10 protein-coding genes and 3 tRNA genes are annotated in these 13,829 nt (G+C 65.5%); 7 read left to right on the top strand and 6 right to left on the bottom strand.

Features of this window, described 5'->3' with window-relative positions; all coding sequences use genetic code 11:
- Positions 1 to 62: 62 nt before the first annotated feature.
- Together ACW7G3_RS09095 and ACW7G3_RS09090 are read right to left on the bottom strand one after the other, a co-directional pair.
- A complete protein-coding gene (locus ACW7G3_RS09095; RefSeq protein WP_456982434.1) occupies positions 63 to 1,583 on the bottom strand; it encodes a serine hydrolase in 1,521 nt (506 codons plus the stop codon).
- A 163-nt stretch (positions 1,584 to 1,746) separates the two neighbouring features.
- A complete protein-coding gene (locus ACW7G3_RS09090; RefSeq protein ID WP_456982432.1) occupies positions 1,747 to 4,788 on the bottom strand; it encodes a TonB-dependent receptor in 3,042 nt (1,013 codons plus the stop codon).
- Positions 4,789 to 5,103: 315 nt separating this feature from the next.
- Between ACW7G3_RS09090 and ACW7G3_RS09085 the strand changes: the two genes are divergently transcribed.
- The 4 genes from ACW7G3_RS09085 (at position 5,104) to arsC (ending at position 8,889) form a co-directional block, all read left to right on the top strand.
- Positions 5,104 to 6,498, top strand: a complete 1,395-nt coding sequence (locus ACW7G3_RS09085) for a C40 family peptidase (protein ID WP_456982430.1) — start codon at positions 5,104 to 5,106, stop codon at positions 6,496 to 6,498.
- Between the two features lie 21 nt (positions 6,499 to 6,519).
- Positions 6,520 to 7,617: a dipeptide epimerase gene (locus ACW7G3_RS09080; protein ID WP_456974570.1), complete on the top strand. Its 1,098-nt coding sequence runs from the start codon at positions 6,520 to 6,522 to the stop codon at positions 7,615 to 7,617.
- 13 nt (positions 7,618 to 7,630) lie between these two features.
- Positions 7,631 to 8,473: a MurR/RpiR family transcriptional regulator gene (locus ACW7G3_RS09075; protein ID WP_456974568.1), complete on the top strand. Its 843-nt coding sequence runs from the start codon at positions 7,631 to 7,633 to the stop codon at positions 8,471 to 8,473.
- A 62-nt stretch (positions 8,474 to 8,535) separates the two neighbouring features.
- On the top strand, positions 8,536 to 8,889 hold the full coding sequence (arsC, locus tag ACW7G3_RS09070) for an arsenate reductase (glutaredoxin) (RefSeq protein WP_456974566.1): 354 nt from the start codon (positions 8,536 to 8,538) through the stop codon (positions 8,887 to 8,889).
- 6 nt (positions 8,890 to 8,895) lie between these two features.
- Here the strand turns inward: arsC and ACW7G3_RS09065 are convergent, their stop codons facing one another.
- The gene (locus ACW7G3_RS09065; RefSeq protein ID WP_456982429.1) at positions 8,896 to 10,521 is read right to left on the bottom strand and encodes an FMN-binding glutamate synthase family protein; all 1,626 of its coding nucleotides are present in this window, start codon (positions 10,519 to 10,521) and stop codon (positions 8,896 to 8,898) included.
- Positions 10,522 to 10,608: 87 nt separating this feature from the next.
- Here ACW7G3_RS09065 and ACW7G3_RS09060 point away from each other — a divergent pair, with 87 nt between their 5' ends.
- The 3 genes from ACW7G3_RS09060 (at position 10,609) to ACW7G3_RS09050 (ending at position 12,835) form a co-directional block, all read left to right on the top strand.
- Complete coding sequence (locus ACW7G3_RS09060; RefSeq protein WP_456974562.1) at positions 10,609 to 12,237, top strand: Na/Pi cotransporter family protein; 1,629 nt, start codon at positions 10,609 to 10,611, stop codon at positions 12,235 to 12,237.
- A 229-nt stretch (positions 12,238 to 12,466) separates the two neighbouring features.
- A complete protein-coding gene (locus tag ACW7G3_RS09055) occupies positions 12,467 to 12,679 on the top strand; it encodes a hypothetical protein (protein ID WP_456974560.1) in 213 nt (70 codons plus the stop codon).
- Between the two features lie 69 nt (positions 12,680 to 12,748).
- A tRNA-Leu gene (locus tag ACW7G3_RS09050) sits at positions 12,749 to 12,835 on the top strand.
- A gap of 102 nt (positions 12,836 to 12,937) precedes the next feature.
- Here ACW7G3_RS09050 and ACW7G3_RS09045 read toward each other — a convergent pair.
- The 3 genes from ACW7G3_RS09045 to pgsA all read right to left on the bottom strand — a co-directional run bounded on the left by ACW7G3_RS09045 (position 12,938) and on the right by pgsA (position 13,819).
- Positions 12,938 to 13,011, bottom strand: a tRNA-Cys gene (locus ACW7G3_RS09045).
- Between the two features lie 96 nt (positions 13,012 to 13,107).
- Positions 13,108 to 13,183 (bottom strand) — tRNA-Gly (locus ACW7G3_RS09040).
- 36 nt (positions 13,184 to 13,219) lie between these two features.
- A complete protein-coding gene (gene pgsA / locus ACW7G3_RS09035; protein WP_456974558.1) occupies positions 13,220 to 13,819 on the bottom strand; it encodes a CDP-diacylglycerol--glycerol-3-phosphate 3-phosphatidyltransferase in 600 nt (199 codons plus the stop codon).
- Positions 13,820 to 13,829: the final 10 nt, after the last annotated feature.

The following is a 13,829-nucleotide window of genomic DNA, read 5'->3' as shown; positions in this document are numbered from 1 at the left end:
TCCCCCACCGCACGCTTGCCCATTCACACGTATGTAGCACGGCCCCTGTAAAGGGTCAAAGCTCACCGATCAGCCGTGCTTGGCCCCAATGCGCACTCGCCCTCGCGAACAAAGCCGAGGTCCTCGTAGTCGTAGCTGAAGTCCGCTTCCGGATCGACCTTGGCCATCGTCAGTCGGGCCACTCCACCATCGTCGCGGCTGAACTCCAGCCACGCATCGGCATCAGCGCCGAGCGTGTCGAAATCAACCAGCAGGCGGCCGGCCGCGGTATGCACCGGACCTGCAAGACGCGGAGACTTGGCCGACTCGAAGCGCACGCCGTCAGCGGCAGCGCAGATGCTGACCTCGCCGAACCACGGGTCACGATAGTGGCCAAGCCATTGCGCCATGCCTTCGACCACCGCCGCGGTGCGTGGCGCCCTGGCGTCCGCCGGCAGCCCGGCAGTGCCAGCAGCCAGCGCTACCTCCCGCTCGCGCGCCATGGCTTCGGCGTAATGCGCCACCGTCCTTCCGGCGCCCGGATCGGTGAAGTGCTTGGCCAGGGTCTGCTCCAGCACGGTGCGTGCCTGGCGCGCATTGGAATGGATCAGGATCACGAAGCCCACATCCAGCTCCGGCAGCAGGGTGACCGCCGAGTACATCCCCGACAGCGTGCCGGTGTGCGAGACCTTGGCGGTGCCATCCACATCGGTCAGGCGCCAGCCGTAGCCATAGGCGGAGAAGTGGCTGCTGTTCCAGTCGCGCATGCGCTGGCTCATGGGCATCGGCATATGCGCCGTCCAGACCGCCTCGCGCTGCTCTGTGGACAGCCACGGGCCGCCATCCGTCTCGCTGGCGGTATCCGGATCCAGCCAGACCTGCACCCAGCGCAGCATGTCATCCAGTCCGCAGCGCACGCCACCCGCTGCAGCCATGGGCATATCAGTCACCACCTCACCATCCGGACGCGCCACCCAGGCGCCATCGCGACGGGCGTGGGGAGCCGCTACGCTGCCTGCCCCGTCCACCCTCCACTCGCCGATGCGGCAACCCTGCATTCCCAGCTGGGCGAACACCTCGCGCCGCAACAGCTCGTCGAACGGCGCACCACCTGCAGCGGCAGCCACCTCGCCGGCCACGATGTACAACGTGTTGTCATAGGCGTAGCGCGAGCGGAAGCTCCATAGCGGTTTGAGATGCGCCAGCCCGGCAATCACATCCTCGCGGGTGAAGTGGTTGGGCTCCGGCCACAGCATCAGGTCGCCGGCCCCCGGCCCCATGCCGCTGTTGTGGATCAGCAGGTCGCGCACCTGGATCTCACGCGTTACCCAGTCTTCGTACATGCGGAAGTCCGGCAGATGGCTGATGACCGGGTCATCCCAGGCCAGCAGACCTGCGTCCACCTGCCGTGCCAGCAGCGCCGCCGTCATGGCCTTGGTGTTGGACGCCACCTTGAACAGCGTAGCGCTGCGGATCGGATCGCCGCTGCCGGTGGCGGTCTCGCCGCGCAGCTCGATCTGTCGCACCTGGCCATCGACGACCACGCCAACCGCAATGCCGGGCAGGCCGTAGCGCTCAATGACATCGTCCACCGCGGCGGTCACTTCAGGAATCGGCCCGCTTGCTGCAGCCGGGGCAAAAAAAATCGCGGCCGTGAAAGCGGCCGCGACGAGGGAAAGATGACGGGTCACAGCCAGAACTGCTCCTTGATTGAGGACCCCCGCCGGCCGTAGCCGGCGGAGGTGCCTGTTACTGCGTCGCTTGGACTCAGAAGTTCCAGGTCACCACCAGCTGCGCGTAGCGCGGGGACTGCCAGCGGGTACCGGTGCCGTGCAGGCCACGGGTCACGCCCGGGCCCATCTCGTAGCGCTGGCGCACGTTGATCACCTGATCGTTGTCGAGCAGGTTGTACACCGACAGCCTGGCCTTGAGGTCGATGCCGTCGACCGGCAGGGTCCAGGTCACGTTCGCGGCCAGGTTGTAGGTCCACGGCAGGCGCCCACCGGAACCACGCCCGACGTACTCGTACTGGCGCTCCTCCCAGGTGCCCGAGCAGTCCGCCACGCAGTGCCAGAACGTTCCTCCGCCCAGGCCTTCGCTCACGAAGCTGGCTCCTGAGTTCGTGTCGCCCGGCCAGGTCACGCCCAGCTCGTTGATTGGGCCACCCGACATGGCGGTCAGCATGCCGCCGAACGACCACTGCTCGTTGGGTGCATAGCTGCCGCGCAGCTTGATCTGGTGGCGGCGATCATTGAACAACGCTCCATAGGCCTCGTTGTTGGCCGGGTGGTCCCAGTGCTGGACCATGCCGGTGTCACCGTAGTTGGTGTCGGAGTTGACTGGGCCTTCATGGTTGCCATCTGACTTGGACCAGATGTAGGACGCGTTGAGCGCCCACTTGCCGTCCCATGCCCGGTCGAGCTGCAGCTCCATCGACTTGTAGGTGCGCTTGGGCTCGAAGTAGCCGATCACGTTGCCGCTGCCACCCATGATGTAGCCGTCCTGCGAGGTGTCGATGGTGATCCAGCCCTCGGTATCACAACCGATGCTGGAATCACCCCAGATCGTCAGGTCCTTGCCCGGGTTGGCAATCGGCCACAGGTTGTAGCCCACCGGCCCGCACGGCGTATGGTTGATGCGCACGTCGTCCAGCGCGTTCTTCATCCGCCGGTAGGTCGCGTTGACGCCCCACGACCAGGCCTGGCTGAGCATGGTCTGGAACCCAAGGATGGCCTCGTCCTGGTACACCGCATCCAGGTCGTTGTCGACCTGCTGCCGCAGATCGTTGACCACCACGTTGCCACTGGTATCAATCGGCCCGAGCTGCTGGCCGATGATCGGCTGCATGTAGGAGCCACCGGTCACCGGATTGGCCTGCTCGCGCCAGCCATCGAGCTGGTAGTACGAGCGTTCGTCGGTGAGTCCGCCGGCAAACGTGTAGGCGATGTTGTTGGTGACCGGCAGGTAGTAGCGGCCCAGGTTGCCGAACAGCTTGGTGCTGCCGTCGCCCTTCATGTCCCAGGAAAAGCCCAGGCGCGGCGAAAACAGGTCATCCATCTTGATGAAGGCGTCACCGGCAGCGGTCTTGTTCTCGAAGGTGTCCAGGCGCACGCCGAGGTTGAGCAGCAGGTTCGGGGTGACGCTCCAGATGTCCTCGATGTAGTACGCACTGGCGGTGGTTTCAAATACGCCACCGTCCAGGCGGCGACGCGCGAACATGACCTCGTTTATGCCCGGGGGAACCACCGTACCGTTGCCCAGGTCCGAGCCCGGCGCCAGGTCATATGCGGTGTACTGCATTCCCGTGGGGCCGGGGTAGTAGGTGATGCGGTCCGTGGTCATGATCTCGTGGTCAAGCCCGAACCGGAGCTGGTGGTTGCCCAGCGTCCATTCGAAGTCCAGCCGCCCCACTTCACGCTCGTCTTCGTGGGACACAATCGTGCCGCCGGTGGGGTGGCAGCCCAGCGGCGGGTTGCCCATCGCGTCGTAGATGTCGCTGTAGCTGGAATTGAAGAACACGCCTTCGCAGGGGATGTCCGCCGGGGACGAAGTGAATTGCTGGCTCTCGTTGATGCCATACATCGCCTTGGCAACGAAGCTCTCGCCGAAATAGCCCGTGTAGGCGATCGACCCGCTCTTGCCGCCGGTGTCGGTGATGCTGGTACCGGTGGCATCAGTGCGCTCGCCGGTGTCCCAGTTGTAGCCGTAGGTCGTCAGCTCGCTGTCGCCCTCGTCGGAAAACGCCAGCAGTTCCAGCAGGTGGTTGTCGCTGATGCGCCAGTCCATCTTGGCGCCCCAGAAGCCGTTGTCGGAACCGCTGTTGTACCAGGTGGAGCCGGTGCTGCTGGTGTACTTGGAGTCGTTGTCGCGCTGCTCGTACATGGCGAACAGGAACAGCCTGTCGCGGACAATCGGTCCGGAAGCCCACACATTCGCCTTGGTGAAGCTGGCGCGGTCGCGGCTGCCGCGGTAGGTCGCGGTGGACGTGGTGCCGTCGGAGTTCTCGCCGGTGATGATGCGGTCCTGGCCTGAGGTCTTCCACGCATTCGGCTCGAATGTCACCTCCACGCCGCCTTCGAACTCGTTGCTGCCCGAGCGCGACACCGCGTTGATCACGCCGCCGGTGGCACGGCCGAACTCGACCGAATAACCGCCGGTCTTGACCTGGTATTCCTGGAAGAACCCGAACGGCGCGGTCGAAAAGCTGCGCCGCGTGTAGAAGTCAGTGACGTTCAGTCCGTTGATGAAGACCGAGTTTTCAGCCACCGACGCGCCGCCGAACGAGATCCCGCCGAAGCTCGAGTTGCCTCCGACCACGCCCGGCGCCAGCATCGCCACCGAACTCAGGCTCTGCTCCACGGGCAGGCGCGCCCACTCCTCGCGGGTGATGTTGGTGGCCGATTCCGTGGAGTGCACGTCGACCCGGTTCACCACGCGGTTGCCGACCACCTGCACCGCGGAGAGGTCGGCGATGCCGCCCTGCGACCCGAGGTTGACGGTGGTGGTGCCGCCCAGCGATACGTTGACCTGCACCGGCTCACCCAGCGGCTGGCCATCGCGGCGAACGCTCAATGTGTAATCACCGACCGGCAGCTGGCCAAGGCGATAGTTGCCATCGGCGCCGACGGTTGACGTGCGTGTCAGCCCGGTAGCCGGGTTGTTGACCACGATCTGGTCGCCGGTGGTGGCACGGCCGGCCACGGCGCCGGTGACCTGCTGCGCCACAACCACGGGTACCACGGCGGTCAGGCACGCGCCCAGGGCGAGGCTCAAGGCAGCTCGGCGGAGGTTGATACGACTGGCCTTCATTTGGATGCTCTCCGGTACAGATATTCGGGGTAGTTGGTCGATCGGGCGAATCCATCCGCGCCCTGTGGCAGCGGGAGCCACCTGGATCGGTCGTTGTATTGATCGGGGGATCGGCCGGGCTGTTGGCCCGGATCCGTTGACATGCTGATGGCTGTGACACTCGCCCTGCTCACTGCAGTTCTCTCCTCCCCAGGGAAACTGTCAGAGCTGTGTAACATGGCCGTCAGAGTCTCGTCAATAATTTATTCTCGATTGTTGCTTTTGATGAATGATGTATTCCATGATGGGGCAACATCCCACTATTGGAAGGAACCCATGCGCCTTGCGGTTTTGCTCCTGGGCCTGGTGCTCACGTTGCCCGGAACGCTGTCAGCGCGCGGGCCAACGGCCTCCACGCCGCCCTTCGCCGTCCCGGGTCTGACCGAAGCCCAGCTCTCACCGGATTACTGGATCAACGCGCTGCCCGATGCCGACAGGGTGATCCTTACCCCTGCGCAGATCACGCAGCAGAACGCACGGATGGTGGCCGAAGAGCCTTCCATCTTTGATCTGGAAACGCTGCCGGCGCGCCTGTCGAGCGAGCAGGTCAGCGCCTGGATCGAAGACCTTTCCTCCATGCCCAGCCGCGACCTGTTTGATGAGCAGGGGCAGCAGGTGGGCGCGGATATGCTGGCCCGGATCGAAGCCAACCTCGCCCTGGATGCCATTCCCGCCGACCAGGCCATCCGCTACGGCATGGCCGTGCAGCGTGCGGACCTGCGCGCCTTCCCTACCCCGCTCCGGGTGTTCCATTCGCCTGGTGACAGCGATATCGACCGCTTCCAGGAAAGCGCCCTGTTCCCCGGTGACCCGCTGGTGATCACCCACCAGAGCGCCGACGGCGAATGGCTGTTCGTGGTCAGCCAGCGCTATGCCGCCTGGATCAAGCGCCAGCATGTGGCCGAAGGCGACCGCGAGGAGATCTTCGCCTGGGGCCGTGCCGAGCCGTTCCTCGTCGTGACCGGCGCCACGGCGCACACCGTGTACACCCCGGAAAATCCGCACGTCTCGCAGGTGCAGCTGGAAATGGGCCTGCGCGTACCGGTGCTGCAGGACCGGTCGCCGCTGGAAGTCATCAACGGCCAGCTGGCCTCGGCCCACCACGTGATCCAGCTGCCGGTGCGCGGCGATGACGGCACGCTGTCATTCGAGCCGGCGCTGCTGCCGCGCTCGGCCGACGTCGCCGATGATTACCTGCCGCTGACCGAAGCCAACCTGATCCGCCAGTCGTTCAAGTTCCTGGGCGAGCGCTATGGCTGGGGCCATTCCTACGACACCCGCGACTGCAGCGGCTTCGTCTCCGAAATCTATCGCAGCTTCGGCGTGCTGCTGCCGCGCAACACCAGCCGGCAGTCCATCACCCCCGCGCTCAACCGCCTCGCCTTCTCGGCCGAAGACGATCACCAGGCACGGATGGACGCGCTGGCCCAAGCACGCCCAGGCGATCTGGTGTTCATCCCCGGCCACGTGATGATGATCATCGGCCACGTGGACGGCGAGCCCGTGGCCATCCACGACACCGCCGGCATGAGCTGGCTGCCCGATCCGGACGGCGAACTGGTCCGGCTGCGGCTCAACGGCGTGGTGGTGACACCGGTACTGCCGATGATGTCCAACGCCAGCACCCGCACCACCGATCGCATCACCAATATCCAGCGTATCCGGCCCTGAGCCGCGGAAGCCGCCACACCCATGAAAATCACTGAAGTACGGCTCGGCATGCTCCGGGTCCCGCTCAAGACCCCGTTCAAGACCGCCCTGCGCACCGTCGATATGGTGGAAGACATCATCGTCAGCATCCACACCGACACCGGCAACGTCGGCTACGGCGAGGCACCCGCCACGGCGGTGATCACCGGCGATACCCACGGGTCGATCATCGAGGTGATCCGAAAGATCATCGGCCCGCGCCTGATCGGCATGGACGTGGCCGAGCTCAACGCGATCCTGCAGCTGATCCACACCTCCGCCGAGCGCAACACCAGCGCCAAGGCCGCGGTGGAGATCGCCGTCTACGACCTGTGGGCGCAGCTGTACGGTGCTCCGCTCTACCGCATGCTTGGCGGCGGCGACCCTGCCATCACCACCGACCTGACCATCAGCGTGGACTACATCGACAAGATGGTGGCCGACTCGCTGTCAGCGGTGGACCGCGGCTTCGAATCGCTGAAGATCAAGGTGGGCAAGGAGATCAACGTTGACCTGGAGCGGGTCAAGGCGATCTACGCCGCGGTCGAGGGCCGTGCGCTGCTGCGGCTGGACGCGAACCAGGGCTGGACCGCAAAACAGGCGGTGTACGCCATCCGCACGCTGGAGGACGCGGGCGTGGAGCTGGAACTGGTGGAGCAACCGGTGAAGGCGCGCGACGTTGCCGGGCTGAAGTTCGTCACCGAGCGGGTGCACACACCGATCATGGCCGACGAGAGCGTGTTCGGCCCGTCCGAGGTGATCGAGCTACTGCGCCAGCAGGCCGCCGACATCATCAATATCAAGCTGATGAAGACCGGCGGTATTTCCAATGCCATCCGGGTTGCCGATATCGCCGCCCTGTATGACGTGGAGTGCATGATCGGCTGCATGATCGAGACCAGCATCAGCGTGGCCGCGGCGGTTCACCTGGCGGTGGCCAAGTCGGACATCATCCGCAAGGTGGACCTGGACGGACCTTCGCTGTGCGCGTTCGACCCGGTCGACGGTGGGGTGGTTTTCAACGAGTCGGAGATCTCCATCAGCGATGCGCCGGGACTGGGCATCCGCGAGATCCGCGGGCTTGAACCGTTGGCCCCCTGAGCGGAGTACTGTCATGCCGTCGCTGCTGAAGATCCGCGCCCAGCGGGACCAGATGTCGGCAATCGAACGGCGCATCGCGGATTTCATCCTCGAAAACGCCCACCTGCTGCGCGACTACTCCTCTCAGCAGCTCGCAAACGCCCTGGAAATCAGCCAGTCGAGCGTGGTGAAGTTCAGCCAGAAGCTCGGCTTCAAGGGCTATCCGGACCTGAAGTACGCCATCGGCCAGGACCTTGTGCGCAACAACGGCGACAACGGCACGCCGATCCCCGCGGCTCTGGATGACGGAGCCGCCATGGATGAGCTGCTGTGGCAGGCCAAGACCGACGCGGTGCGCGAGACCAGGCTGCTGAATCCCAGGGCGCGGCTCGAGGCCGTAGTCGATGCGATCCGCGGAGCGCGCACGGTCTTCGTGATCGGCCTGGGCCAGGACGGCATCGTGGCCCGCGCCTTCACCTTGCGCCTGGCCCAGCTGGGAATTCTCGCGGTCTACCACTTCGATCCGGTACTGATGCCCACCAGCCTGGCCAATGCCAGCCGGGAAGACGTGATGATGGTCTTTTCCGAACACGGGCGGCGCACGGTGCTGACCGAGCTCAGCCGCCTGTTCCGAACCCGCGTGGGCAAGGTGGTCAGCGTTACCCGCAACACGCCCAACCCCCTGCGCGCGCACGCCGATCTGAATCTGGTGGTCTCGGGCCACGACGAACGCAGGCACGTGGAGCCGCTGCTCTACCAGGCCGCACTGCAGCAGCTTCTGGACGTGGTGTTCATGCTGCTGTGTGAACACGGCCAGGAACGTCTGCAGCTGCTTGACCACGACGCCAGCAGGATCCGCCAGCTGCTCGAGTCCTGAACGGCATTGCCGCGGCTTGCATGCCGCGGCACGATGGGGAACCCCCCTTTGCCGGAGTCGGCATGACCGGATACGTGCTGTACCACAACCCGCGCTGCTCGAAGTCCCGTAGCGCGCTTGAACTTCTCAACAGGCGTGGCATCGAGCCGGTGATCGTCCGCTACCTCGACACCCCGCCGGATGCCGACGCACTTGGCGAACTGCTGCGCAAGCTGGGCATCGGCCCGCGTGAACTGCTGCGTCGGGGCGAAGAGGAGTATGCCAGCCTCGGCCTGGCCGATCCCGCGCTGGATGACACGGCAATCATCCAGGCCATGGCCGCGCATCCGCGGCTGATCGAGCGTCCGATCCTGGTCCGCGGCGATCGCGCCGTGATCGGCCGTCCTCCCGAGCGCGTGCTTGAACTGATCGACTGAGCCCGCTCAGCGGCTCTTGGTCTCGCGCATCCGCCGCATGCGCTCGGGCGGCTCGAAGGAGTCGCTGCGCGCATCCGCCCAAAAGGCCTTGAACACGGTGTGCTCCGGCGCACCGTGGATCAGCTCGCCCGGCTCGAGGAAGCGATACATCGCGCCCAGCGAACGGATCCTGGTCGGGGACTCGCGCCGCAGGATGTGCTCGGGACCCAGCTGCTGCGGATGCACCAGCCCTGCTGCCCCGATCAGATCACGCAGCGCGATCAGGGTGTTGTCGTGGAACCGCTGCACCCGCAGCGCCTTGTCCGCCACGTCCAGATGCTTCCAGCGCGACGGATCCTGGGTGGCCACGCCGGTGGGACACAGATCGTTGTGACAGCTCTGGGCCTGGATGCAGCCCAGGGCAAACATGAAGCCGCGCCCGGAATTGCACCAGTCCGCGCCCAGGGCGATGGTGCGCGCCAGGTCGAACGCGCTGGTGATGCGTCCGGCCGCGCCGATACGAATCCGTTCGCGCAGGTCCAGTCCCACCAGGGTGTTGTGCACCAGCATCAGCGCTTCCTGCAGCGGCACCCCCACATGATCGATGAACTCCGCCGGCGCGGCACCCGTACCGCCTTCCGATCCGTCCACCACGATGAAATCCGGCAGCAGGCCGGTCTCGAGCATGGCCTTGGCGATGCCGAACCACTCCCACGGGTGACCGATCGCCAATTTGAAGCCCACCGGCTTGCCGCCTGACAGCGCGCGCAGCCGGGCGAGGAACTGCAGCAGCTCCACCGGCGTCGAGAACGCCGAATGGCGCGAGGGCGACTCGCAGTCAACGCCCACCGGAATACCGCGCGCGGCGGCGATCTCCAGCGTGACCTTGGCCCCGGGCAGCAGTCCGCCCTTGCCCGGTTTGGCCCCCTGCGAGAGCTTGAGTTCGATCATCTTCACCTGCGGGTCGCAGGCATTGGCGATGAAGCGCTCCTCGTTGAAGCTGCCGAACTCGTCGCGGCAGCCGAAGTAACCCGAACCGATCTCCCACACCAGGTCGCCGCCGTGCTCGCGGTGATAGCGCGAGATCGATCCCTCGCCGGTGTCGTGATAAAAGCCGCCCGCGCGTGCCCCGGCATTGAGGGCCAGGATGGCGTTGGCCGACAGCGCGCCGAAGCTCATCGCCGAGATATTGAACACGCTGGCCGAGTACGGCTGTTCGCAGTCCGGACCGATCACGATGCGGAAATCATGCGATTCGATGTCCACCGAAGCCAGCGAATGGTTGATCCACTCGAAGTCCGACGCATACACATCGTGCTGGGTCCCGAACGGACGCACATCGCTCACCGACTTCGACCGCTGGTACACCAGCGCCCGCTGCTGGCGCGAGAACGGCACCTCGGCGGTGTCGTCCTCGATCAGGTACTGGCGCATCTCCGGGCCGATGGATTCCAGTCCGTAGCGGAAATGGGCCAGCAGCGGGTAATTGCGCCTCAGGGTGCTGCGCCGCTGGGTCAGATCCACCACCCCGACCACAGCCAGCGCGCCAAACACGGCCATGCCCCACCACCACTGCTGCTGCCAGGTCAGCGCCAGTACCGCCGACAGCAGCGCCAGCGCAATGCTTGCCCACCACGCGAAATAGCGACTCATCAATGTCCCACACAGCGGATTCGAGCCAAGTCTAACGCGGCACCCGTGGTCGGGGTTTGACGTCGCCAGCTGCGATAATCGGGAGTTATGGGTAATGGACTGTTCAACCTGATCGGCGGCATCGGCCTGTTCCTGCTGGGCATGCGCCTGATGACCGACGGTCTCACCGCTTCGGCGGGTGGCGGGCTGCGCACCATCCTGGCCGGCGCTACCCGCAGCCGCCTGCGTGCGCTGGGCTCGGGCCTGCTGATCACTACCGGAGTGCAATCCTCCAGCGCGGTGATCTTCGCCACCATCGGCTTCGTCAACGCCGGGCTGCTCAGCCTCGGCCAGGCGATCGGCCTCGTGTATGGAGCCAACCTCGGCACCACCCTGACGTCATGGCTGGTGGCCCTGGCCGGCTTCAACCTCAACCTGCGGGTTATCGCCCTGCCGGCCATCGGCGTGGGCGCGGTCGCATGGGCGCTCTCGCGCAATTCGCGCTGGGGCGCACTGGGCCAGGCCGCGGCCGGGTTCGGGCTGTTCTTCCTGGGCATCGATGTGCTGCGCGAAGCCTTCGCCGGGCTCGGCCCGGGGTTCGCCCTGCACGAGCAGGTGCAGGGCGGGCTCCTGGGCATGGCTGCGTTCGTGCTGTCGGGGATGGTGGTGACCCTGCTGACCCAGTCCTCCAGCGCCACGCTGGCGATCACCCTCACCGCGGCAGCGGGCGGGATGATGCCAATCGAAGCCGCCGCCGCCATGATCGTCGGCGCCAACGTAGGCACCACCTCCACCGCAGTGCTGGCCGCCATTGGCGCCACCTCGCCGGCCAAGCGCGTGGCGGCCGCACACGTGACCTTCAACGTCGTTACCGCCACCGTGGCCCTGGCCCTGCTGCCGGCCCTGCTGTGGCTGGCCCAGGCGATGGTCGGGCTGCTGGTGAACGAGCCACATATCGCACTGGCCCTGGCCCTGTTCCACACCCTGACCAAACTGCTCGGCGTGGGCGTGATGTGGCCACTCACCCCGCGTTTCGTCACCTTCCTCGAACGCCGTTTCCGCAGCGCCGAGGAAGACCAGGCGCGGACCCGTCATCTGGATACCAACCTGCTGGTGACCCCCGCGCTGGCCATGGACGCACTGGGCATGGAGCTGCGGCGCATGGAGGCATTGGCGCTCGGATATTGCCGCTCGGCGCTGGAGGCACCCCGCGGGCGTGGATCACAGCTGGAAGCCGGGAGGCGGGTGATCGAATCTCTGCAGGCCGAAGTGGGGGAATATGCCGCCCGCATCCACGGCCAGATCCGCGATCCGGCGCTTGAAGCCCGCCTCCCGAACGCCTTGCGCGTGTCCCAGTACCACATGAACCTGGCCGAGCTTGCGCCGGAGCTGGCCCGGCTGCGTCCGCACGCCCACCTGGAGGTGGATGAGGCGGCGGCCAGCCTGGACCGGCTGCGCGAGACCGCCGCGCGCTTGCTGCAGGAGATCGAGGCGCCTTCACCAGATCAGTCGCAGCGACCGTCCGCCGCCCTGGCAGCGGTGCTCGAGGAGGTCTACCAGAGCTTCAAGGCCGCGGTACTGCGGGCCGGCTCCAGCGGCGATATCGTGCCCCGGCGCATGGTGGTGGTACTGGAGTACGGCAGCGTGCTGCACCGCATCTGCGAACAGAGCGCGAAGGCGGCGCACTACCTGGACCGCTTCCTGGCAGAGCAGGACAGCGGCGAAGTGGCGAACTGATCCCCAGCTGTGTTCGGCAATCCGGAAAGATGCTGGGGTCAGACTTTTCCTACCCGGTGTCGGGAACCTAGCCGACTGCCTTTGGTCCGCAGAAAAGCCATTCTGGCCGTGCCCCGGCAGCACGGTCATGCACAAGGCAACGGATGCCGCTCTGCAAAGGATTTGGCCGCGACCATGAGCAAGTCGTCAGCTGGGCCGGGGCGCCCTCCTCACCGCATGGAGCGCGCCCATGAATACGGCCACCCTGCAACTGGTCAAGTCATATGGCGGCTGGCAACTTCTGGACGCCGGCAATCCTGTTTTCTGGTTCCCCGAACGGGCCAAGGGCCTGGAGATCGCCACGATCATGGCCGATGCCAGAAGCCTGTACCACGGCCTGCCCGCCAGCGTTGAAGCGGAGAATGATGACGGCAAGTTCGAAATCGTCGCTACTTTCGGCTGATCCGCCCGCGCCACTCGGCCTCCCGGGCTTTCCACACAGGCCACTCTCAGGCACGCTACTGCGTTGCCGGCCCGGGTGGCGAAACTGGTATACGCAAGGGACTTAAAATCCCTCGGTGGCAACACCATGCGGGTTCGACCCCCGCTCCGGGCACCAGTCGTTCCGCCTAGCCACGTTTTTTTGGCGCACGGCTTGTCAGCTCAACGCAAAGCAACACGCAAAAAGGCCCGCCAAAGCGGGCCTTTTGCTTGCTCAATATGGAGGCCTGGGTCGGAATCGAACCGGCGTACGCGGATTTGCAGTCCGCTGCATGACCACTCTGCCACCAGGCCGGTGACGTAACGCCGTTAAAGTTGGCGCAGGTGGGCGCCAATTTCAAGCGCCCGACGCGACGAAACCCCGCGTACGGGGTTTCGTCGGATCAAATCTGGAGCGGGAAACGAGACTCGAACTCGCGACCTCAACCTTGGCAAGGTTGCGCTCTACCAACTGAGCTATTCCCGCGTTGAACCCGTTATTTTACGGGTTCAGAAATGTATGTCAACCGTTTCCATCCGGTCCCCGCAGCACGGGCCACGCCGCACGCAGATACATCAACCCGGACCACAAGGTCAGTACCGCAGCGCCAGCCAGCAGCCAGTCGCCAAGCAGGAACACCATGTCGTTCCACCACGGCTTGAGCGCCTCGGGCCGGCTCTTCGGGGTGACCGCGTACAGCAGGCACAGGATGGCCACCATCTGCACTACGGTCTTGATCTTGCCGATCATCGCCACCCGCACGGTAGCCCGCTGACCCAGTTCGGCCATCCACTCGCGCAGCGCCGAAACCGCGATCTCGCGGCCGACGATCACCGCCGCCCAGAATGCCATCCACGGCGTTGGATGCGCCTGCACGATCAGGAACAGGGCCACCGCCACCATCAGCTTGTCGGCCACCGGATCGAGGAAGGCGCCAAAGGCCGAAAACTGGTTGAAGCGGCGCGCGATCCAGCCGTCCAGCCAGTCGGTGATCGCCGCCACGGCAAAGATCGCCGCAGCAGCCAGATTGGTCCAACTGAAGGGCAGATAGAAGACCAGCACCAGCAGCGGGATCATCATCATCCGCAGCAGGGTCAGCCAGGTGGGGATAGTGAGCTTCATTTGCACGCGG

Source organism: Luteimonas sp. A478 (assembly GCF_054052025.1).
This window is presented reverse-complemented; position numbering and strand designations above follow the sequence as displayed.

Coding starts and splice junctions, on each gene's coding strand:
- ACW7G3_RS09090 (WP_456982432.1), bottom strand. CDS start 4,788: ATGAAGGCCAGTCGTATCAACCTCCGCCGAGCTGCCTTGAGCCTCGCC.
- ACW7G3_RS09085 (WP_456982430.1), top strand. CDS start 5,104: ATGCGCCTTGCGGTTTTGCTCCTGGGCCTGGTGCTCACGTTGCCCGGA.
- ACW7G3_RS09080 (WP_456974570.1), top strand. CDS start 6,520: ATGAAAATCACTGAAGTACGGCTCGGCATGCTCCGGGTCCCGCTCAAG.
- ACW7G3_RS09075 (WP_456974568.1), top strand. CDS start 7,631: ATGCCGTCGCTGCTGAAGATCCGCGCCCAGCGGGACCAGATGTCGGCA.
- arsC (WP_456974566.1), top strand. CDS start 8,536: ATGACCGGATACGTGCTGTACCACAACCCGCGCTGCTCGAAGTCCCGT.
- ACW7G3_RS09065 (WP_456982429.1), bottom strand. CDS start 10,521: ATGAGTCGCTATTTCGCGTGGTGGGCAAGCATTGCGCTGGCGCTGCTG.
- ACW7G3_RS09060 (WP_456974562.1), top strand. CDS start 10,609: ATGGGTAATGGACTGTTCAACCTGATCGGCGGCATCGGCCTGTTCCTG.
- ACW7G3_RS09055 (WP_456974560.1), top strand. CDS start 12,467: ATGAATACGGCCACCCTGCAACTGGTCAAGTCATATGGCGGCTGGCAA.
- pgsA (WP_456974558.1), bottom strand. CDS start 13,819: ATGAAGCTCACTATCCCCACCTGGCTGACCCTGCTGCGGATGATGATG.